General features: G+C 74.6%; 12 protein-coding genes. 5 read left to right on the plus strand and 7 right to left on the minus strand.

Annotation, left to right across the window (positions count from 1 at the left end; all coding sequences use genetic code 11):
* Positions 1-22: 22 nt before the first annotated feature.
* Genes NR072_RS10375 through NR072_RS10385 form a run of 3 tightly spaced genes read right to left on the minus strand, consistent with a single transcriptional unit; the run spans position 23 to position 4656 of the window.
* Positions 23-1204 carry a nucleotide pyrophosphatase/phosphodiesterase family protein gene (locus NR072_RS10375; RefSeq protein WP_256837181.1) on the minus strand — a complete coding sequence of 394 codons (1182 nt, stop codon included), beginning with the start codon at positions 1202-1204 and terminating at the stop codon, positions 23-25.
* Positions 1201-1869 (minus strand): DUF5998 family protein, encoded by a 669-nt coding sequence (locus tag NR072_RS10380; RefSeq protein WP_044659536.1) that lies wholly within the window; start codon positions 1867-1869, stop codon positions 1201-1203. Before NR072_RS10380 ends, NR072_RS10375 begins: the two co-directional genes overlap by 4 nt.
* A 57-nt stretch (positions 1870-1926) precedes the next feature.
* Positions 1927-4656, minus strand: coding sequence for a GNAT family N-acetyltransferase (locus NR072_RS10385; RefSeq protein WP_044659531.1), 2730 nt, complete (start codon positions 4654-4656; stop codon positions 1927-1929).
* A gap of 48 nt (positions 4657-4704) precedes the next feature.
* Between NR072_RS10385 and NR072_RS10390 the strand changes: the two genes are divergently transcribed.
* Positions 4705-7311: a DNA topoisomerase (ATP-hydrolyzing) subunit A gene (locus tag NR072_RS10390; protein ID WP_256837183.1), complete on the plus strand. Its 2607-nt coding sequence runs from the start codon at positions 4705-4707 to the stop codon at positions 7309-7311.
* Between the two features lie 9 nt (positions 7312-7320).
* Here NR072_RS10390 and cydC read toward each other — a convergent pair whose 3' ends face one another.
* From cydC to NR072_RS10405, 3 genes are read right to left on the minus strand one after another with little or no spacing between them, the layout of a single operon-like run.
* On the minus strand, positions 7321-10848 hold the full coding sequence (gene cydC / locus NR072_RS10395; RefSeq protein WP_256837185.1) for a thiol reductant ABC exporter subunit CydC: 3528 nt from the start codon (positions 10846-10848) through the stop codon (positions 7321-7323).
* Positions 10845-11867 carry a cytochrome d ubiquinol oxidase subunit II gene (gene cydB / locus NR072_RS10400; protein ID WP_036314110.1) on the minus strand — a complete coding sequence of 341 codons (1023 nt, stop codon included), beginning with the start codon at positions 11865-11867 and terminating at the stop codon, positions 10845-10847. The genes cydC and cydB overlap by 4 nt, the downstream gene beginning before the upstream one ends.
* Positions 11868-11894: 27 nt before the next feature.
* Positions 11895-13469, minus strand: coding sequence for a cytochrome ubiquinol oxidase subunit I (locus tag NR072_RS10405; protein WP_036314107.1), 1575 nt, complete (start codon positions 13467-13469; stop codon positions 11895-11897).
* Between the two features lie 285 nt (positions 13470-13754).
* On the opposite strand from NR072_RS10405, the gene NR072_RS10410 reads away from it, so the two are divergent.
* The 3 genes from NR072_RS10410 to NR072_RS10420 are packed head-to-tail and all read left to right on the plus strand — an operon-like array spanning position 13755 to position 18811.
* A complete protein-coding gene (locus NR072_RS10410) occupies positions 13755-14786 on the plus strand; it encodes a 3-oxoacyl-ACP synthase III (RefSeq protein ID WP_002858168.1) in 1032 nt (343 codons plus the stop codon).
* Positions 14787-14804: 18 nt separating this feature from the next.
* On the plus strand, positions 14805-17741 hold the full coding sequence (locus tag NR072_RS10415; RefSeq protein ID WP_256837190.1) for an alpha/beta fold hydrolase: 2937 nt from the start codon (positions 14805-14807) through the stop codon (positions 17739-17741).
* Entirely contained in the window at positions 17738-18811 is a 1074-nt protein-coding gene (locus tag NR072_RS10420; RefSeq protein WP_256837192.1) for an NAD-dependent epimerase/dehydratase family protein, read from the plus strand. The genes NR072_RS10415 and NR072_RS10420 overlap by 4 nt, the downstream gene beginning before the upstream one ends.
* Positions 18812-18985: 174 nt before the next feature.
* On the opposite strand, the gene NR072_RS10425 is transcribed toward NR072_RS10420, so the two are convergent.
* Complete coding sequence (locus NR072_RS10425; RefSeq protein ID WP_203552758.1) at positions 18986-21091, minus strand: DNA topoisomerase IV subunit B; 2106 nt, start codon at positions 21089-21091, stop codon at positions 18986-18988.
* A gap of 252 nt (positions 21092-21343) precedes the next feature.
* On the opposite strand from NR072_RS10425, the gene NR072_RS10430 reads away from it, so the two are divergent.
* Positions 21344-21553: a hypothetical protein gene (locus NR072_RS10430; RefSeq protein WP_002858172.1), complete on the plus strand. Its 210-nt coding sequence runs from the start codon at positions 21344-21346 to the stop codon at positions 21551-21553.
* The last annotated feature ends 652 nt before the right edge of the window (positions 21554-22205 follow it).

Here is a 22205-nt window from a genome sequence, read left to right on the forward strand (position 1 = left end):
CGGCCCCGGCCGCGGGGCGGGCTCAGCGGTGCCAGGTGAGCAGCGGGACCTCCCGCTCGGCGCGCGTGGGCGCGCCGTGCTGGCCCACCATCTCGAAGGCGTGCGGGGGCACCCGCCGGCCGTCGTAGAGGGCAAGATCCCCGTGCACGGCGACGAGCAGATCCCCGATGCGGGCACGGACCCGGTCCTCGACGACGGCGCCGAACCAGCCGGCGTCGACGGCCTCGTCCCGCGTGAGCACCCACGCGTGCGCCCCGTAGCGCTCGGCCCAGGTGCGCCGCACCCTCTCGCGCACGTCCGGACCCGCGTCGGATCGGAAGTGCAGCTGCACGAGGCGGGGCTCCCCCGCGGTGTGCGCGATCCCCTCGAGCAGCGCGGGGTCGGCGAGCTCCCCGGCCTCGTCCAGGGCGGCGTAGTCCACGCGGCGCGACGGCGGCACGTCGACCATGCCGTGGTCGCCGGTGGCGAGCACCACCGTCCCGGCGGGCACGCGGTCCACCAGGCGCCGCACCGCCGCGTCGATCTCATCGAGGGCGTGCAGCCACCGGTCCGAGCCCACGCCGTCCCGGTGGCCGGCCTTGTCCAGCTCGTTGACGTAGAAGTAGACGAGCGTGGGCACGCGGGCGTCCTTCAGCACGCGTTCGACGGCCTGGGCGCGGGCGATCAGGGCGCGGCCGGCCACGAACCGGCCGCCACGCAGCCCCGCCCGTGTCAGGGCCGAACGCTCGAAGGCGGGCAGCGAGACCGTGACGGCGTCCACGCCGGCCGCGGCGGCGCGCTCGAACACGGTGGGCTTCGGCTGCCACCCCACCGGGTCGGTGGCCTCGTCCCAGCCGCCCAGCTGGTTGATCACCACGTCCCGGTCCGGGTCGAGCACGTCGTAGCCGGCCACGCCGTGCTCCCCGACGTCCAGCCCGGTGCCCAGGCTCGTGAGGGACGCGGCCGTCGTGGTGGGCACGGCCGCCTCGAGGACGCGGCCGCCGTCGGCCATCGCCGAGCGCAGCGTGGGGGCGTGGCCGCCGAAGCGCTTCAGGAGGGACCGTCCGAGGCCGTCCACCAGGGCGACGACCACGCGGCGGCCCGCCGGGACCGCGAGCGCGTTCTCACAGCCCGGGACACCGAGGGCGGCCGCGGCGGAGGTCAGGACGGAGCGCAGGGCACGGTCGGCGGGGACCACGCCGTCGGGGAGGGCGGGCCCCGTCACGTGGTGGCCGCCAGGTGGGCGCGGCGCAGGGCCCGGGCGAAGGCCAGGGCGCCGTCGACGGCCCCCTGCCCGTCGGCGTCGGCGGCGACGCGGATCACGAGGTCCTCGCGGGTGGCGGTGCCGGTGTAGCCGTGGTCGAGGTCGCACTGGGGGTCGGCGCAGCCGGCGGGCTGCAGGTCCAGTCGCTGGCCTCCGGCCCACATCAGCCCGAGGGTCATCTCGGCCACGGGGTCGGACGGCCGGAAGCGGGCGGGGTCGGCGTGGCCGGTGGTCAGGACCACGGAGCCGAGGGCGCGGACCGGGACCATCTCGGTGGAGACCTGGGCGAGGACCGCCTGGCCGGCCGGGTCGGCGGCGTGGTCGTCGAGGTGGACGGCCAGCAGGGTGTCCCCGGCGAGCACGAGGGCCGTGATGTGCCGGTGGATCTCCTCGTAGTCGAAGTGCGTGTCCACGTGGACGAGGTGCGCGTCCGGGGTGCGGCCTTCGAGCTCGAGGGCGATGGCGTGCGCCACGAGGTCCGGGTAGAAGCCGGCGCGGACGAGTGAGGCGTCGAGGCCGCCGCTGCCGTCCAGGGTGCGGGCCTCGCGCTGCCGGCCCTCGGCCTCGGGGGCGTCGGGGCGGTGGTCGGGACGGCCTGGCTCGTGACTCCTGCGGAACGGGCTCATGTCCCCCATGCTACGGGTCCGGCGCCGGGCCGTCCGGGCCCGCTGTGGACGGCCCGGTCAGCGGCCGCGCAACGCGCGCCGGGCCGAGTCGGTGCGGCGGGCCGCGTTGGCGACGTGCACCTCGGCCTGCAGCACCGTCACGCCCTCGGGGGCGGCCAGCACGGGCGCGAAGCGCAGGCGGGCGACCTGCGGCAGGTCGTCCTTGAGGACGCTGACGCGGCCCACGAGGTCCTCCAGCGCGGCGAGGTCGACGGAGGGCACCCCGCCGGTGCCGCGCAGCTTCACGGCGGCGCGGGGGGCGCGGACCATGCGGGCCACGTCCCGGTCCGTGAGCGGGGGCACGCGGTGCACCCAGTCCCCCAGCAGGTCCGTGGCGTCGCCGGCGATGCCGAAGGAGACCACGGGGCCCAGCAGCGGGTCCTCGAGCGCCGTGAGCATGCAGGCCTGGCCGGCGGGGGCCATGGCCTGGACCTCGAGCTCGCGCACGCCGAACGGCGCGAGCAGACGGCGCATGTGCTCGACGTTGCGGCGCAGGGAATCGGCGTCCACCACGTTCAGGCGGACGCCGCCCAGGTCGAGTCGGTGCCGCAGGTGGGGGTCCACGGCCTTGAGCGCCACGGGGAAGCCGAGCCGCTCGGCGGCCGCCACGGCCTCGTCGGCGGTCTCGAACCGGGCCGAGGGCAGCACGGTGATCCCGTAGTGGCCCAGCAGCGTCTCGGTCTCCTCGTCGGAGAGCCGGACGAGTTCGGTGCCCTCGGCACGCGCGGCGGCCGCCTCCACGAGCTCCTCGGCCTCGTGCGGGTGCAGGCCGGTCGGCTCGAGCGGCTCGCCGACCTCCTGGCGGCGCCAGTGGACGTAGTCCGCGAGCGCGCCGAGCACGGTCATGGCCTGCTGCGGCGACGGGTAGAAGGGCAGGCCGGGCTGCAGGGAGCCGGGCTCGGCGTCGTCACCCACGGGCCCGGTGGCGCCGAGCGTGGCGCCGCGGTAGCGCGGGGAGACGACGTCGGTCAGGCAGCCGAGCACGGGGATGCGGGCGTCCCGGGTCGCGTCCGCGAGGGCGTGGGCCAGCCGCTCCGGCTCGTCGTCCGCCTGGTGCAGGCCGAGGCGGGCCAGCACCACGACGGCGTCGGCCTGCTCGTGGCGGACGGCGTCCCGGACGGCGGAGACCAGCGTCTCGGCGGGCGGGGCGATGCCCTGTTCGCTGCCGACGAGGCCGACGGTGGCCGTGACCTCCAGCCCGGCCTCGGCCGCGGCGTCGCGGCCCAGCCGGTCCAGGGCGAGCGAGTCGGCCACGAGGACGACGCGGTGGCCCGTGGGCAGCGGCTGGCTGGCCACGGCCATGAGGATGTCGAGCATGGCCTCGTGCGTGTGGGCCTCGAGCACGCCGGTCTGGTCGAGCATCGAGTCCACGGCGCCCTCGGGGGCCTGGGTGGTGCGGGTCTCGTGGCCCGGGGGCAGGAAGCGCCCGGTGACGTCGGAGCGGACCACCACGACGGGCTTGGTGCGGGAGAGCCGCCGGGCGATGCGGGAGAACTTGCGCGGGTTGCCGAACGACTCGAGGTACACGCCGACGGCGGCGGTGTGGGGGTCCGCCTCGAAGAACTGCATGGCGTCGTTGCCCGAGACGTCCGCACGGTTGCCGGCGCTGATCGAGGTGGAGATCCCCACCCCGCGGCGCTTGACGCCGGCGGAGACCATGGCGCCGACGGCGCCGGACTGGCTGAACAGGCCGACGGGGCCGCGCTGGGCCAGGCCCGGGGACGGGGAGGCGTTGAGGCGGATCGCGGGGTCGGTGCGGACCAGGCCGGCCGAGGCCGGGCCGATCACACGCATGCCGTGGGCGCGGGCGCGGGAGACCAGGCGGCGCTGGGCCTCGAGCCCCTCGGCGCCGGCGTCGGCGTAGCCCGAGGTGAGGACCACGAGGCCCTGGGCCCCGGCCGCGGCGGCCTCGGGGATGAGGGCCTCGACCTCGTCGGCGGGCACGGCGACGACGACGAGGTCGACCGGCTCGCCGATGTCGGCCAGGGAGCGGTGGGCGGTGAGGCCCTGGACGTCCTCGGCGGCGCGGTTCACGGCGTGGACGGCTCCCGTGAAGCCCGCCTCGAGGACGTGGCGCAGCACGAGCGAGCCGACGGCCTGCGGATCGCGGGAGGCGCCGACGACGGCCACGGACGCGGGCTCGACCAGCTCGGCGACGCTGCGGGACTCGGCGCGGTGCTCGCGGGACTCGACGACGGCGCGCCACCGGGCGGTGGGGTCGATGGGGAACTCGACGGCCACGACGCCGTCCTCGAACCGGCGGGTCACCTCGAAGCCGGACTCCTGGAACACCGAGAGCATCTTGCGGTTCTCGGGCAGGACCTCGGCGGTGAAGCGGCGGATGCCGTTCTCGCGGGCGGCCACGGCCAGGTGCTCCATGAGGATGGAGCCCAGCCCGCGGCCCTGCGCGGCGTCGGAGATGTTGAAGGCGACCTCCGCGGCGTCGGAGTCCCCGTAGCGGTCGTAGCGGCCCACGCCCAGCAGGCGGCCGCCCCGGGTGATCACGAACGCCACCCGGTCCCGGTGGTCCACGTGGGTGAACCGGTCCAGGTCCTTGGCGCTCAGCTCGGACTTGTACGTGAAGTAGCGCAGGTAGATGGAGTTCTCGGACTGCCCGGCGTGCATGCGCTGCAGCTCGGCGGCGTCCTCGGGCGAGATGGGCCGCAGGTGGGCCGTCGCACCGTCACGGAGCACCACATCGGCCTCCCAGTGGGAGGGATATCCGCGGACGGCTTCGGTCTCACCCATAGGATCACTGTAGACAATCCCCGACGCCGTGAGGACTCCCCGACCACCATGATGGCCCGTTCATCCCGTTCCCGCCCCGCCGAGCAGGACGCCCCGCGCCCGCTGCCGCTGGAGCAGGAGAACATCGTCGACGTCGACGTCTCCGAGGAGATGGAGGCGTCCTTCCTCGAGTACGCCTACTCGGTGATCTACTCGCGCGCCCTGCCGGACGCGCGCGACGGCCTCAAGCCGGTGCAGCGGCGCATCCTCTACATGATGGCCCGCATGGGCCTGCGCCCGGACCGCGGCCATGTGAAGTCCGCCCGGGTGGTAGGCGAGGTGATGGGCAAGCTGCACCCCCACGGCGACGCCGCGATCTACGACGCGATGGTCCGCCTCGCCCAGCCGTTCTCCCTGCGTCTGCCCGTGGTGGACGGGCACGGCAACTTCGGCTCGCTCGACGACGGCCCCGCGGCCCCGCGCTACACGGAGGCCCGCATGGCCCCGGCCGCCCTGGCGCTCACCGCGGACCTCGACGAGGGCACCGTGGACTTCGTCCCCAACTACGACAACCAGCTCCAGCAGCCGGCCGTGCTGCCCGCCGCCTACCCCAACCTGCTTGTCAACGGCACCACCGGCATCGCCGTCGGCATGGCCACGAACATGGCCCCGCACAACCTGCGCGAGGTCGTGGCGGGCGCGCGCCACCTGCTCGCGGACCCCGAGGCGGACCTCGAGGCGATCATGGCCCACATCCCCGGCCCCGACCTCCCCTCGGGCGGCCGGATCGTGGGGCTCGACGGCGTCCGCGACGCCTACGCGACCGGCCGCGGCACGTTCCGCATGCGAGCCGCTGTCGCCGTGGAGCAGGTCTCCGCGCGTCGCACCGGCCTGGTCGTCACCGAGCTGCCGTACGGCGTGGGCCCCGAGAAGGTCATCGAGCGGATCAAGGCCGGCGTCGACGCGAAGAAGCTCAGCGGCATCGCCGACGTCGTGGACCTGACGGACCGCAAGAACGGGCTGCGCCTGCAGATCGAGCTCAAGTCCGGGTTCAACCCCCAGGCCGTGCTGGCCGCCCTGTACCGGCACACCCCGCTCGAGGAGACGTTCGGGATCAACAACGTCGCGCTCGTCGACGGGCAGCCGCAGACCCTGGGCCTGCTGCCCCTGCTGCGGGTCTACGTGGACCACCGTCTGGACGTGGTGCGGCGCCGCACGGGGCACCGCCTCGGCAAGCACCGCGATCGTCTCCACCTCGTCGAGGGCCTGCTGCTGGCGCTCGTGGACATCGACGAGGTCATCGAGATCATCCGTTCCTCGGACGACACCGCGGCCGCGCGCACCCGCCTCATGGGCGTCTTCGACCTCACCCAGGTGCAGGCCGACCACATCCTGGAGCTGCGGCTGCGCCAGCTGACGAAGTTCTCCCGCATCGAGCTGGAGGCCGAGCGCGACGAGCTGCAGGCCGCGATCGCCGAGCTCGAGGCGATCCTCGCCTCCGACGCGCGGCTGCGCGAGGTGGTCTCGGCCGAGCTGCAGGCCGTGGCCGACGAGCACGGCGACGACCGGCGCACGGTCCTGCTCGAGGCCGAGACCGCCGCGGCCCCCGCCGCCGGGCCCGCACCGTCCGGGCCCACCCCCGCCGGCGCCGCGGAGGCCGGGGCGGACCTGATGGTCCCCGACACGGCGTGCTGGGCCCTGCTCTCCACCTCCGGACGCCTGCTGCGCACCGCGGACCGCACGCCGATCGCCCCGCAGGGCCGGCGCCGCAAGCACGACGCCTTCACCTCCGTGGTCCCGACGACGGCCCGCGGCGAGATCGGGGCCCTCACCTCCGCCGGCGCGCTGCACCGCCTCCAGGCGGTCGACCTGCCGGCGGCCGGCGAGCCGTCCGCGGCCCCCGCGATGACCGCGGCCGTCCCCGTCGCGGAGCTGGTGCCCCTGGCCAAGGGCGAGACGCTCGTGGCCCTGGTCCCCCTGGACGCCGTCCTGGCGCTGGGCACCGCCCACGGGGTCGTCAAGCGCGTCCGGCCGGAATGGCCCCTGAACCGCCAGGTCGTCGACGCCGTCGCCCTGAAGGACGGCGACGCGGTGGTCGGCGCCGCCCCCGCCCCGGACGAGGCCGACCAGCTCGTCTTCCTAGCCCGCACCGGCCAGCTGCTGCGCTACGCCGCCTCCGCCGTGCGCCCCCAGGGCCCGGCCGGCGGCGGTGTCGCGGGCATCCGGCTGGCCGCCGGGGACACGGTGCTCGCGTTCGGGGTGGCCCCCGCCGCCTCCCTCACCGAGACCGGTGCGGACGCCGCGGCCCACCCGCGGCCCGCCGTCGTGGTGACCGTGACGGACGGCGAGGCGGACGTGCTCGGCTCCGCCCCGGGCTCCGTCAAGGTCACCCCGCTCGGGGAGTATCCGGCCAAGGGCCGCGGCACCGGCGGCGTGCGCGCCCACCGGCTGCTCAAGGGCGAGAGCGGCCTCGAGCTCGGCTGGATCGGCGCCGCGCCCGCGCTCGCGGCCTCCCGGGCCGGCGTGGCCCGCGCGCTGCCGATCGAGTATGGGCGCCGGGACGGCTCGGGCGTGCCCGTGGACCAGCGCATCGAGGCCGTCGGCGCCGGCGCCTCCCCCGAACTCGTCTCGGCCCCGCCCGCCGAGGACGACGCCGTGGCCGTGTCCGCGGACTGATCAGGGGCCTTAGCGGCCGATCCGCACCGGGACGTCGCCGTCCTCCAACAGCCTGCCGTCATGGGTGACGACCACGACGATCCTGTCCGTCAGGGCCTGGCGCAGATCCCTCATGAGGGCGCGTGCCTCGTCGGCGTCCACGTGTGCGGTCGGCTCGTCCAGCAGCACGACATCGGCGCGGGCCACGAGTGCCCGGGCCACGGCCAGGCGTTGACGCTGCCCGCCTGAGAGCCGCTGCCCGCCTGGGCCGACGCGCGTGTCCAGGCCCTGCGGTGCGGCGGCCAGCCACGGACCCAGTCCCACCAGCTCGAGCACGGCGGTGAGCTCTGCGTCGGACGGGGCGTCCGCGACGCCGCGGGCCAGGGCGAGATTGCCGCGCGCCGTGGAGTCGAAGATCAGGGCGTCCTGCGGGGTCCAGGCGACCCGGGCCAGCGCCGTCGCGTCCGGGCGGGCCGGGTCCGACTGGGGCGTCGGGGGCGAGGTCCCGAGCGTGTACCGGCCGGCGGTCAGGGGCAGGAAGCCCAGCAGCACGGCCAGCAGGGTCGACTTCCCGGACCCGGAGGGCCCGGTGACGACGGCGACGTCCCCGGGGGCCAGGTCGAGCTCCAGGTCGGTCCACAGCGGGGCCGCACCGGGGTGGGCGAAGGCGGCCTCCGACAGACGCAGGCGACACACCGGCCCCTCCGGCGGCGCCGCCGATTCTGCGGCCTCCGCCGGCTCAGGCGGCGCCGCGGCAGCTCCGCCCTCCTCCGGGCCGAGCAGCTCGCCGGTCGCCCGCGCCCGATCCGCCAGGGTGCCCCAGTGCTGGGCGGCGGCGGCCAGCGCCCCATAGGGCTCGGCCCAGGAGAGTGCGAGCAGCACCACCAGGGCCGCGACCGGCGCTGAGGTGCCGGTGTGGGCCGCCGCGGCCGCCGCGGCCACCGCGATCCCCCCGGAGGCCGCGACCGCCAGCGCCCGGCCCCCGCCGGCGGCCCACGCGGCCCGACGGCGGGGACGCTGCAGCCGGTCGTCCAGCACCGCCAGTCCCCTCAGCGCAGGCTCGGTCAGCCCCAGCCCGCGCAGGTCCCCGGCCGCGTTCAGCACGGCGGCCACACGGTCGACGAGCGCGCCCTGCCCGCGCACCTGGGCCGCGGTCTGGCGGCGGTCCAGGACGGCGACCAGCGCGGGGATCACCACCAGGGCGACCGCCCCGGGCACCAGGGCCACGACCGCCAGCTCCGGGGCCAACGCCCAGGTCAGGGCGGCGGTGGCCAGCCAGGCGAGCAGGGCCGCCGGGGCAGGCACGAGCACCCGGGGCACCGCGTCCCGAAAGGCGTCCACGTCCGAGACCAACAGGGACAGGGCGCCGTCGGTCCGGCCCACCCGCCCCCACAGCCGGGGTTGACGGCCCAGCGCGTCCCACAGGCGCAGCCGCAGCTCCGTGGCCCAGCCGAACACGGCGTCGTGGGTGGTCAGCCGGTCCAGGTAGCGGAACACGGCCCGGGACAGGCCGAACCCGCGCACCAGCACGATCACGGCCAGCAGGTAGAGCACCGGCGGCCGCGTCGAGGCGGTGACGATCAGCCAGCCGGACAGTGCCGCCAGCAGTGCCGCGGACACGTGGGTCCCGGCGGCCCAGCCGATGCCGGCCCAGAGCTTCGGTTGCCGCCACGGCAGCAGCCGCAGTCCGGCCCGCAGCGAGACCTGTCGCGGGGTGACCGGCTCCGGCCGCGCACGCCCCTGGGCGGCGGCGACCGGCATAGCCGTGGCCGGGGATCCGGCGGTCGGACCGGCGCCGGGGGCCAGCCGGACGAGGGCGTCGGCGGCCGTCAGCAGGGTGGGATCGTGGGAGGCGGCCAGCACGGTGCACTGCGGCGTGCTCAGCCCGGGCACCGCACCGGAGGGCAAGGCCGCGAGGGTCTCGACGACGACGGCGGCGACGGCGCCGTCCAGGTGGGCGGTGGGCTCGTCCAGGAGTACGAGCCACGGGCCGGTCCCGTCCGCGGCGTGCAGGCGGGCCAGGAGGCGGGCGACCGCGACCCGCCGGCACTCCCCCGGACTCAGATCGGCCGGGTCCCGCTCCTGGAGACCCTCGAGCGCCACGGCGGCCAGCACGGCGGAGCGAACGGGACCGGGCAGCGCACCCCCGGCGGCCAGGTCCAGTTCGCCGGCGACCGTGCGCTCGGTCAGCACGGGGTGCTGCCCGATCCAGAGGGTGCGTTCCGTGTCGACTCCGGCGACCCGGCCGGTGGCCTCGGCGGCGTCCTGGCGCAGCAGGCCGGCCAGCAGACGCAGGACGGTGGACTTGCCGGTGCCGGAGGGCCCGGCCAGCGCGGTCAGGCGACCCGGGAGCGCGCTGAGGTCGAGCCCCCCGAGCACCTGCCGTCCGGCCAGCCGAACGCTCAGGTCCCGAATCACGACGCCGCCGTCCCGGTCCGGCCCGGAGGCCGGCGCGAGCGTCTCGAGCACGGGAGCCGGGACGGGGGCGTCGGCCGCGGCCCGGGCGCGGGACTCGGCCTCGCGGCCGTCCTCGGAGGCGTGGTAGGCCGCGCCGACCTCGCGCAGCGGCAGGTAGACCTCGGCGGCGAGGATGAGGACCACCAGGCCGTCGAGAAGCGTCATCTGCCCGTTCACCAGGCGCAGTCCGATGAACACCGCCATGACGGCCACGGACAGGGAGGCGATCAGCTCGAGGGCGAGGCCGGAGAGGAATGCGGTGCGCAGCGTGACCATCGTGGCCGCGTGGTGCCGCTGGGAGACCTCCTGCAGAGCGCGGCGCTGGACGCCGGCCCGGTGGAGTCCGACGAGCACCGGCAGGCCGCGGGCGAGCTCCAGCAGGTGCCCGGCCAGCCGGTTGAGCCCGTCCTGGGCTGCGTCGATGCGCTCCTGGGTGTGGCGGCCCACCAGGATCATGAACAGGGGAACCAGTGGCAGGGTGATGGCGGCCACCACGGCGGAGACGAGGTCGTGGGTGAGGATCCACACGCCCAGGGCCGCCGGGACCACGGCGGTGGCGGCCAGCGCGGGCAGGGCTTCGGTGTAGTGGTCGTCCAGGCTCTTCAGGCCGTGGGTGACCAGGACGGCATCGGCGCCGGAACGGGGGCGTCCGCCGTCGGCGGCGGCCAGCCGTTGGGCGACGACGGCGGCCCGCACCTGCTGCTGGGCCCCCAGCGCGGCACGGCGGCCCACCACGCGCTGCCCCGCCTCCGCCAGGGCACGCAGGGCCACCCCGGCCGCCCCGAGCAGCACGGGGCCACTCAGGGTCTGCGCGGCGGGCACAGGGCCCACGGGGGCCGGCGGGTGGAACAGCAGGTCGAGCAGCCGGGCGGAGTCCTCGGGGTCCAGGGTCATCGCCAGGCCGGTGATCAGCCGGGCCAGGGATTCGGCGAGCAGGATCCAGCCGAGCGCGCGCAGCACGGCGAGGGCCAGCAGGGCCGGCAGGGCCCGAAGTGCGGCCGGGGTCATCGGGGGCCGGGCCCGACGGGTCGGGCCCGGAGGCGGCCCGGCCGCCGAGGCGGAGCGCTCGACGGCCGGGGCGGCGGGGCGGCTGGGGCTCACAGCGGCTCCACCAGGTGGGCCTCCGGGATGTGGGTGTCGGCCAGACGGCGGCGGAACATCCAGTAGGACCACCCCGTGTAGGCCAGCACGATGGGCACGAAGATCAGGGAGATCACGGCCATCAGGCCCAGGGTGTACGGGCCGGAGGAGGCCAGCTGAGCGGTGAGGCTGAACTGCGGGTCCACCGTGGAGGGCAGCACGACCGGGTACTGGGTGACCATGATCGCCGTCCACGCCAGCACCAGAACCAGCGTCAGGGACGTGAAGGCCAGGCCCTCGCGGCCGGCCCGGGCGGCCACCACCGACGCGGCCACCGCCACGACGGCCAGCACCAGCAGCGCCCAGGTCCACGGGCGGTCGCCGCGGGCCACCACGAGCCCTGCCCAGACCAGCAGCGGCAGCACGGCCAGCGGGGTCCACGTGGACAGGAAGCGGGCGGCCGACCGGCGGGGGGCGCCGTCGGTCTTCAGGCCGATGAACGCCCACGCCTGCGCCAGGGAGAAGCCGACCACGGCCAGACCACCGAGCAGCGCCGGGCCGGTCACCCACACGAAGGGTCCGCCCACCCGGTCCCCGTTGGCGTCCAGCGGCAGGCCGGTCGTCGTCAGCACGAGCAGCACGCCGGCCATGAAGGCCGCCAGGAACGAGCCGATGCCCAGGGTCCAGGTCCAGATCTCCCGGCCGGCGTCGGTGGCGGCCTTGCCGCGGTACTCGATGGACACCGCCCGCAGGATCAGACCGAACAGCATCACGAGCATCGGCAGGTACAGGGTGGAGAACACCGCCGCGTACCAGAACGGGAAGGCCGCGAACATCGCTCCGACGGCGGTGATCAGCCACACCTCGTTGCCCTCCCAGACGGGGCCGATGATGTTCAGCAGCACCCGGCGCCGTGGCTCGTCCCGCGCCCAGAAGCGCACGAGCATGCCGACCCCGAGGTCGAAGCCCTCGAGGGCCAGGTAGCCGAGCCAGAGCACGGCGATGATGACGTACCAGTAGACGGGAAGGACCTCAGCCATGGTCGTGCTGTCCTCTCTGCGAGCGGGTCAGTAGGCGAACGCGAGCACGTCGTCGCGGTCGCGCTTCTGTTCATCGGAGTGCTCGGCGGCGGTGAGCTCCGGCATGGCGGCCGGGACGCCGCCGCGGACGAACCGGGTCAGCAGGAAGACCTCGACGCCCAGCAGCACCGCGTAGATCCCGACCAGGACGATCAGGGACACGAGGACCTCTTCACCCGTGACCCCGGGCGAGACGGCCGCGGCGGTGAACATGTACACCTGATCCACGCCCATCGCCGGGTTCGGGTACACCACGAACGGCTGCCGGCCCATCTCGGTGAACACCCAGCCGGTCATGTTCGCCGCGAACGGCGCCCCGATCGAGGCCACGGCCAGGCGCATCCAGCCACGGGAGGCCGGGACGGTGCCGCGGCGGGAGAACCACAGCGCGCCCAGTGCCGCGAGCGCGCCGAGTCCGCCGAAGAGGATCATGAGCCGGAATCCCCAGTAGGTGACCTCCATCAGCGGCAGATAGGAGATCTCGCTGCCGGCGCGGTCGCCGTAGAGCTCGGAGTCGGGCAGGTGCGTCCCGTACTTCTGCTCGAACTCCGGCAGCAGGGTGTTGATGCCGCGCACCGGCGTGGTGAAGTCCTCGTACGCGAGGTAGGAGAGCAGGCCCGGCACCTCGATCACGCCCTGGACGTCCTCGCAGGTGGTCGCTCCACCCGAGCGCACATCGCCGAGGGTGAGCACGGAGAACGCGGTGCCGTCGTGGCAGGCGGCCTCCGCGGCGGCCATCTTGGTGGGCTGGAAGTGGATCATCTGCTGGGCCTGGGCATGGCCGGAGAATGCGGTGCCGACGAAGCCGATCAGGGCGACGGCCGCCCCGGCGCGCAGCGAGGTGAGCCAGACGCGGTGGTCGGTGCGGTCCCGGGCGGCGGTGCCGGCGTCGCCGACGACGACCCGGCCCGCCTCGTCCACGACGTCGATGCCGTCCCGGCGGCGCTTCCACAGGTGGTACCAGGCGATCCCCACGAGGAAGCCGCCGGCCACGGCCCAGGAACCGAAGATGGTGTGCGGGTAGTGGGTGAGGACGATCGGGTTGGTCAGCACGGCGCCGAGGTCGTTGAGCACCGGGCGGCCGTCGACGACCTCATAGCCCACCGGGTGCTGCATGAAGCCGTTGGCCACCATGATGAAGTAGGCCGAGAGGTTGATCCCCAGCACCGCGCACCACAGGGCGGCCAGGTGGAGTCTGCGCGGGATCCGGTCCCAGCCGAAGATCCAGATGCCCAGGAACACCGATTCCAGGAAGAACGCGATGAGCGCCTCGAGGGCCAGCGGCGCCCCGAAGACGTCCCCGACGAACCGGGAGTACTCCGACCAGGCCATGCCGAACTGGAACTCCTGCACCAGCCCGGTGGCCACGCCCATGATGAAGTTGATCAGGAACAGCTTTCCCCAGAACTTCGTCATCCGCAGGTAGTGGTCCTTGCCCGTGGCGACCCAGAGGGTCTGCAGGACGGCGACGACGAGGCCGAGTCCGATGGTCAGCGGGACCATGAGGAAGTGGTAGACGGTGGTGATGCCGAACTGCCACCGTGCGAGTTCGAGGGGATCCACGAGGCTGCGCTCCTGAGACAGGCGTTCGACCGCGACAACGCGGTCGCTGGATACCACCACCCTAGTCAGTCGGACGTCTCAGTCGGACGTCGTGACATCGCCGGACGGCGCCGGGCCGACGACGCCCTGACCGTGTCCGCGGACTGGCCCGGCCCGGGGCGACCCTGTTCGCCTCGGGCCGATCGACGCCCCCGATGGGCGCCCCGCCCGACCCCTCCGATACAGTGGGCTGTCGTCTCACCGCAGGTGAGCGCCCCCTCCCCGACCCCCCGCAGATTGGTCCTGGTGACGAACGTGTCCGGCAACGCCAGCTACGAGTACTCCCGCGCCGCCCTCCTGGCGGTCACCGAGGTGGAGGCCCCCGTCGAAGTCACCTCGCAGGACCTCGACGACCAGCTGGCGGAGGTGCTCACCCGACTGCGCCTGCCCGGCTCTCTCCTGGAGCGGGTGGCCGGTGTGCGCAGCCGACGGAACTGGGACGAGACCGAGGACTTCCAGGAGGCCGCCGCCCGCGCCGGCGTCGCGGCCCTGGAGCAGGCCGGCGTCCCCCGGGAGCGGGTGGGCCTGCTCGTGAACACGTCGGTGACCCGGGCCACGCTCGAGCCCTCCGTGGCCGTGCGGATCCACCACCTCATGGGGCTGCCGACCTCGGCGACCAACTTCGACATCACGAACGCGTGCCTCGGGTTCGTCAACGGCCTCATGCTCGCCTCCACCCTCGTGGACGCCGGCCAGATCGACTACGCGGTCGTGGTCGCCGCCGAGGACGCCTCGAAGGTGCAGGCCGCCACCGTGGCCAACCTGCACGCCGAGACCACGCACCGCGGCAACTTCATGGAGCAGTTCGCGTCCCTGACGCTGGGCTCCGGGGCCGCCGCCGCCGTCGTCGGCCGCATCGAGGACCACCCGGACGCCCATCGGATCGTCCGCGGGATCACCCGCGCCGGCACCGACCACCACGGCCTGTGCGTGGGCGACCACCACGGCATGTACACCGACTCCACCGCCCTGCTCAAGGACGGTCTCGAGCTCGTGATGGACGCGTGGCACGACGTCCCGGCGGAGTGGGCGTGGCCGGAGGCCGACCGGTTCATCACCCACCAGGTCTCGCAGATGCACACCGACGCGATCGCGGAGTCCGCCCACCTGGACCCGGCGCGCATCCCGACGACGTTCCCCACGCTGGGCAACGTCGGCCCGGCATCGCTGCCCATCACCCTCGTGCGGGAGATGGACGCCCTGGAGGACGGGGACACAGTGGTCTGCCTGGGCGTGGGCTCGGGTCTGAACACCGCGATGCTCGAGATCGAATGGTGAGCTGAAGGAGCCAGAGCCATGCCCCAGATCCCCGCCGCCCCCGCCGCCCTGCCGCCGGCCGACCGACTGCCCGGCTGGGACCCGGCATGGTCCCGCCTCGTGGAGATCCGCTCCGCCGCGGACCCGGAGGGGACCGTGCGGACGCTGCACGTGGCGGACACCGGTCCCGTGCTCGCGGCGGCCGGGGCCGAGATCGTCGGCACGATCGTGGCGGTGCACGGCAACCCGACGTGGTCCTGGCTGTGGCGGTCCCTGCTCGCGGAGACCGTGCGCCGGGCACGCCGGGGCATGGCCGCGTGGCGCGTCGTGGCGCCGGACCAGCTGGACATGGGCTTCTCCGAGCGCCTCGCGCACGCGGGATCCCCGTCCGCCGCGTCGATGGGCCGCGCCGGCGACACCTACCGCACGCTGGGCGGCCGCATCGCCGACCTGGACGCCCTGCTGGCGGCTCTCGGGCTGCGCGACCTGGCAGCCATCGGCCACCCGCTGATCACGCTCGGCCACGACTGGGGCGGCGTCGTGTCCCTCGGCTGGGCGGCGCGTCATCCGGAGCTGGTGGCCGGCGTCGCGACCCTGAACACCGCGGTCCACCAGCCCGAGGGGGCGCCGATCCCCGCCCCGCTGCAGGCCGCCCTCGCCGGGCCCGTCCTGCCGGCCTCCACCGTCACCACGGACGCCTTCCTCTCCGTGACGACCTCCCTCGCCACGCCGGCCCTCGACCGCGAGACCCGGGCGGCCTACCACCTGCCCTACGACACGGCGGCCCGACGCGGCGGCGTCGGCGGCTTCGTCGCGGACATCCCGGCCGACCCCGGCCACGGCAGCCATCCCGAACTGCAGCGGGTGGGAGAGGACCTCGCCGCCCTGGGCCGCACCGACGTGCCCGCTCTCATCCTGTGGGGCGCCGACGACCCGGTCTTCCTGGACCGCTACCTCGACGACCTCCGCGACCGCCTGCCCCACGCGCGCGTGCACCGCTACGAGAGGGCGGGGCACCTGCTCGTGGACGACCGCGACATCACCGCGCCCCTGCTGCAGTGGGCCCAGCTGCTGCGCGGCGGCCAGCTCTCCGACCCCGCCTCGGGGCTGCCGGGCCCCGTCCCGCACGCCACCGCCGACGCGGCCGCCGACCCGGGCCTGGAGGTGGACCTCGGGGAGGAGCCCGGAGCCCGCGAGCCCGGCGTGGTCCGGCTCTGGGACCACCTGCGCGACTGGGGCGCCCCCGGCTCGGACCACCGCGAGTACACCGCGCTGGTGGACATGGCCGGCGCCCAGGCCGGCCGCTCGCTGGTGGGCACCGCCCGCCGACCCGTGGCCGTCGCCTGGGGTGAGCTGCAGGAGATGGTCTCGGCCATCGCCACCGGGCTGTGGGCCGCGGGCATGCGGCCGGGCGACCGGGTCGCCATGCTCGTGCCGCCGGGTCGCGACCTGTCGGCGGCCCTGTACGCCGTGTTGCGCGTGGGCGCCGTCGCCGTGGTGGCGGACCAGGGCCTCGGGGTCAAGGGCATGACCCGGGCGATGAAGTCGGCCCGCCCCCGCTGGATCATCGGCCGCACCCCCGGGCTGACGCTGGCCCGCGCCCAGTCCTGGCCGGGCACCCGGATCTCCGTGACCGAGCCGGGCGCCGCCCAGCGCCGCCTGCTCGACGTCTCCGACTCGCTCTACGCGATGGTCGACCGCCACCGCGACCCGGCCGCGGGCGACGCCGTCGACGAGCACGGCACCGTGCTGCCCGAGCCCGCCCTGGACGCGGACGCCGCGGTGCTGTTCACCTCCGGCTCCACGGGCCCGGCCAAGGGCGTCGTGTACACGCACGAGCGGCTGGGCCGCCTCGTGGCGCTGATCTCCCGCACCCTGGGCATCCGCCCGGGCGGGTCCCTGCTGGCCGGCTTCGCCCCGTTCGCGCTGCTCGGACCCGCCCTCGGCGCCGCGTCCGTCTCCCCGGACATGGACGTCACCCAGCCGGCCACCCTCACCGCGCAGAAGCTGGCCGACGCCGCGATCGCCGGGCAGTCGAGCGTGCTGTTCGCCTCCCCCGCCGCCCTGGCGAACGTGGTCGCGACCGCCGACGGCCTCGACGCGCCCCGGCGCGAGGCCCTCGACGCCGTGCGCCTCGTGCTCTCGGCCGGCGCCCCTGTGCACCCGCAGCTGATGCGCCAGGTCTCGGACCTCATGCCGAACGCCCGGGTCCACACGCCGTGGGGCATGACCGAGGGGCTGTTGCTCACGGACATCGACGGCGCCGAGGTGCAGCGCCTGCGCACCGCCGACGACGAGGGCGTCTGCGTGGGCTCCGCGCTGCCCACGGTGTCCCTGGCCATCGCGCCGCTGCTCGAGGACGGCAGCGCCGACGACGTCATCCTCGACCCCGCGCGGGGCCACGGCGTCCTCGGCGAGATCGTGGTCAGCGCCCCCCACCTGAAGGACCGCTATGACGCGCTCTGGCACACCGACCAGCAGAGCAAGCGCGACGGGCTGTGGCGGCGGGACGGCCGGGTGTGGCACCGCACCGCCGACGTCGGCCACTTCGACGCCGAGGGCCGCGTCTGGCTCGAGGGTCGGCTCCAACACGTGATCACCACGCCCGAGGGCCCGGTCGGTCCGGGCGGGCCCGAGAAGACCGTCGACGCGCTCGGGCCGGTGCGGCGCAGCGCCGTCGTCGGCGTCGGGCCCCGGGGCACGCAGGCCGTGGTCGTCGTCGTGGAGGCGGCCGTGCCGGCCACGCGCCCGGCGCGGCGCCCGGGTCACCACCGCGACGGCCGACCCAAGCAGGGCCTCGCCCCGACCGCGCTGGCCTCCGCCGTGCGCGCGGCCCTCGAGCCGCTGCCGGTGGCCGCGGTGCTCGTGGCGGATGAGATCCCCACGGACATCCGGCACAATTCCAAGATCGACCGCGCCCGGGTGGCCGACTGGGCGGAGGCCGTGCTCGCCGGCGGGAAGGCGGGTGCGCTGTGAGCGGCTTCGGCTACGACGTCGGCCTCGATGCCGCCGGCATGCCCGACCTCGTCGAGCGCCTCGAGTCGCGCCGCGTCCTGGTGACCGGCGCCTCGGGGCTGCTGGGCGCGGGTGTCGCCCGGGTGCTCGCCGATGCCGGCAACGACGTGACCACCCTGCAGCGGCGTCCCTCGGGCGTGCCCGGTGCGCGGGACGTGCGCGGGTCGGTGACCGACCCGGCCGCCGTCGAGGAGGCCCTGACCGGCGCGGACACCGTGGTGCACGTGGCCGCGAAGGTGTCCGTGTCCGGCCCCGAGCACGAGTACGAGGCCGTGAACGTCGAGGGCACGCGCATCCTGCTGCACGCCGCGCAGCGCCACGGCGTGCGACGCTTCGTCCACGTCTCCTCCCCCTCCGTGGCGCACGCCGGCGACTCCATCGTCGGCGAGGGCGCCGGAGCCGCCAGCCCCGAGCACGCGCGCGGGCCCTACGCCCGCACGAAGGCGGCGGGCGAGCGTCTGGCCCTGGCCGCCGACCGCGACGGCTTCCGCGTCCTCGTGCTGCGCCCCCACCTGATGTGGGGGCCCGGGGACCTGCAGCTCACCGACCGGATCGTGCAGCGCGCGCGGGCGGGGCGGATGCCCGTGCTCGGCACGGGCGCTCCCCTGGTCGACACGCTGTACACGGCCAACGCCGTCGAGGCCGTGGTGGCGGCCGTGTCCGCGGCGGACGTGCACCACGGCGAGGCCCTCGTGGTGACCAACGGCGAGCCGCGACCGGTCGGCGAGCTGATCCGCCAGATCGCGCTGGCGGGCGGCGCCGCGGAGCCCGAGCGCCGCGTCCCGGCGGGCCTGGCCCGGCGTGCCGGCGCCCTGATCGAGCGGGCGTGGGAGCGGGACCTGTTCGGGCTGCGGTCCCGGGGCGTGGGCTCCGACGACGGCGAGCCGCCGCTGACCGAGTTCCTCGCCGAGCAGCTCTCGACCGCCCACTGGTTCGACCAGCGTCGCACCCGTGAGGTCCTCGCGTGGACGCCGACCGTGAGCATCGACGAGGGCCTGCACCGCGTCGCGGCGTACTACCGCGACCGCTGACGTCCGCCGCGGTCGGCACGGGCGCCCGCCCAGGGCTTTCGTTCGGGAAACGGCGCGGGTCACGCCGCTTTCGTTCGGGAAACGGCGGCGACTGCGCCGCCGACGCCTCGGTGCCCGCCGTTTCCCGAACGACAACGCTCCTGGGGCCGCCGTTTCCCGAACGAAAGTGGGGGGTCAGGCGTCGATGCGCGCGCGGTCCAGCTCGTCGGCGTGGGAGACGATGAAGTCCTTGCGCGGGGCCACCGCGGAGCCCATGAGCAGGTCGAAGACCCGCTCGGCGGCCTCCACCTCGGCGATGTTCACGCGGCGGAGCATGCGGTGGCGCGGGTCCATCGTGGTCTCGGCCAGCTGGTCGGCGTCCATCTCGCCCAGGCCCTTGTAGCGCTGGATCGGCTCGCGGTACGAGCGACCCTCCCGCTCCAGGCGGGCGAGCGTCGCGTGCAGCTCCTGCTCCGAGTACGTGTAGATGACCTCGCGTTCCTTCACGCCGCGGGTCACCGCCTCGATCCGGTGCAGCGGCGGGACGGCCGCGTACACGCGCCCGGCCTCGACCATGGGCCGCATGTAGCGGAAGAAGAGCGTCAGCAGGAGGGTGCGGATGTGGGCACCGTCCACGTCCGCGTCCGTCATCAGCACGACCTTGCCGTAGCGGGCCGCGTCCAGGTCGAAGCTGCGCCCCGCGCCGCCCCCGACGACCTGGATCAGCGCCGCGCACTCGGCATTGGCCAGGATGTCCGAGACGGAGGCCTTCTGCACGTTCAGGATCTTGCCCCGGATCGGCAGCAGTGCCTGGAAGTCGGAGGACCGGGCCAGCTTGGCGGTGCCGAGCGCCGAGTCGCCCTCGACGATGAACAGCTCGGAGGAGGCGACGTCGTTGCTGCGGCAGTCCGCCAGCTTGGCCGGCATCGTCGAAGTCTCCAGGGCGTTCTTGCGCCGCTGGTTCTCCTTATGGGTGCGCGCGGAGATGCGCGACTTCATCTCCGCGACGACCTTCTCCAGCAGCGTGTGCACCTGCTGCTTCTGGGCGCGGGCCGTGGAGGTGAGGCGGGCGGTCAGCTGCTTCTCCACCACCTGGGAGACGATCCGCCGCACCGCGGAGGTGCCGAGGATCTCCTTGGTCTGTCCCTCGAACTGCGGCTCGGCGAGCCGCACCGTCAGGACGGCGGTCATGCCGGCCAGCACGTCGTCCTTCTCCACCTTGTCCGACCCGGCCTTGAGCCGGCGCGCGTTGGCCTCCACCTGGGCGCGGAACGCCTTCAGCAGTGCCGCCTCGAACCCGGACTGGTGGGTGCCGCCCTTGGGCGTGGCGATGATGTTCACGAAGGACCGGAACACGGTGTCGTAGCCGACGTCCCAGCGCAGGGCGACGTCCACCTCGCACGTGCGCTGCACATCCTGCATGGAGGTGCGCCCGTCCTCGCCGAGCACCGGGACCCGCTCCTTGAAGGTGCCGGAGCCCTGGATCCGCCACACGTCCGTCACCGGGGTGGCGGGCGTGAGGTGCTCCACGAACTCGGAGATGCCGCCGTCGTACTGGAAGACCTCCTCGACCGGGCCGTCGGCGCCGGGCGTGCCGGGTCGGCGGCGCAGGTCCTTGACCGTGATCCGCAGGCCCGGGATCAGGTAGGCGGTCTGGCGCGCCCGCGCCTGGAGCTCCTCGGCGGAGAACGTCGCGTCCTTCACGAAGATCTGCTCGTCCGCCCAGTAGCGCACGCGCGTGCCGGTCTGCCCACGTTTGGCCTTCCCGACGACGTCCAGCGGCGAGGCGTCCGTGGACGGCTCGAACGGGGCGTCCGGCGACGGGCGCGACCCGTCCTGGAAGCGGCCCGGCTCGCCGCGCCGGAACGACATCTGATGGACCTTGCCCCCGCGCAGCACCTGCACGTCCAGGCGCGAGGACAGGGCGTTGACCACCGACGCGCCCACGCCGTGCAGGCCGCCCGAGGCGGCGTAGGAACCGCCGCCGAACTTGCCGCCGGCGTGGAGCTTGGTGAACACCACCTCGACGCCGGACAGGCCGGTGCGCGGCTCCACATCCACGGGGATGCCGCGCCCGTTGTCCTCGACCTCGACGGAGCCGTCCGGATGCAGGGTGATCTCGATCGACTGCCCGAAGCCGGCCAGGGCCTCGTCCACCGAGTTGTCGATGATCTCCCAGAGGCAGTGCATGAGGCCGCGGGAATCGGTGGAGCCGATGTACATGCCCGGCCGCTTGCGGACGGCCTCGAGCCCCTCCAGCACGGAGAGGTGGCGGGCGTTGTACTCGGTGTTCGCGGGCACGGGGGCGGGCCTTTCGGTGGACGACGGCGGCCGGTCCAGCCTACTCCGCGGGCCGGACACGCCAGGCTCCGCGCCGGACCTCCCGCGCCGCCCGGCCCGGCCGCTCGCGTACGCGGGTGGCGAAACGCGGGTGGAGGGCGGGCGCGCGGGGAAGTTCCCTGCCATCCTTGCTGTTCCATGGGACAAGAGGAGGACCGGCCCGCCCCACCGGCGTCGTCGCCCTCCAGCCCCGAGAGACCCGAGGAGGACACCATGTCCATCACCGCCGTGGCCGAGCCGGCCGCCCTCACCCGTTCCGACCGCTGCGACCGCTGCGGCGCGCAGGCCTACGTCCGCGCCGTGCTGCACTCGGGCGGTGCCCTCCAGTTCTGCGCCCACCACGCCCGCGCCGTCGAGGACGCGCTGCGTCCCCAGGCCGCGCTGTGGCAGGACGAGACGGACCGCCTCACCGCCGGCGCCTGACGCGCCCGGCATGACGAAGGGCCGGACCCCCGCGGGGGTCCGGCCCTTCGTCATGCCGCTGCGACTCAGTCCAGGTAGTCCCGGACTAGGAATGGCTATGCGCTGTGCATGAATCCCGTTTTCCAGTCACCAACTGGAGTCGTCTCCGAGCGCTGTAGGGCGAAATATCCTGGACCAAAAACGGCCCCGCCGATGCGCCAACATCAGACGGGGCCTAGGTCCAGACCTTGCGAGAAAAGGTCCGGCCCATGACCCCTCAGCGTACCCTCCCCAGCATCCTCCAGCCCGTCGCCCGCGCTGCCACATCGGTAGCGCTCACGGTGGCGGGCTTTGTCGTGCTGTCTCTGCCGTCTCTCTGGACCGGCCCCATGTGATCCACCGGCCCCCACACGCGGGGCCGCGTCCTGTCCACCGTCGCAACGCCGGTGGGCGGCACGAGGTCACAGCGTGAGCCTCCAGCGTCTACAGCCCTCTGTGCTGCCAATCATGAGGGCGCGGTGACACCCCTCCCGAATCGTCCGAACCGCCGGACGAGGGAACGCCAGTCGACGGCGTATCCCAGGGCCATAGCAACAGACGCCCCGAAACCCGGGGGGTCTAGTTGTTGTGGGTCATGAGGTTCTTGGCACGAGGGCCGGACTGAGATGAGACG

This window comes from Micrococcus sp. Mcc89 (assembly GCF_024519795.1).
Lineage (GTDB): Bacteria > Actinomycetota > Actinomycetes > Actinomycetales > Micrococcaceae > Micrococcus > Micrococcus luteus.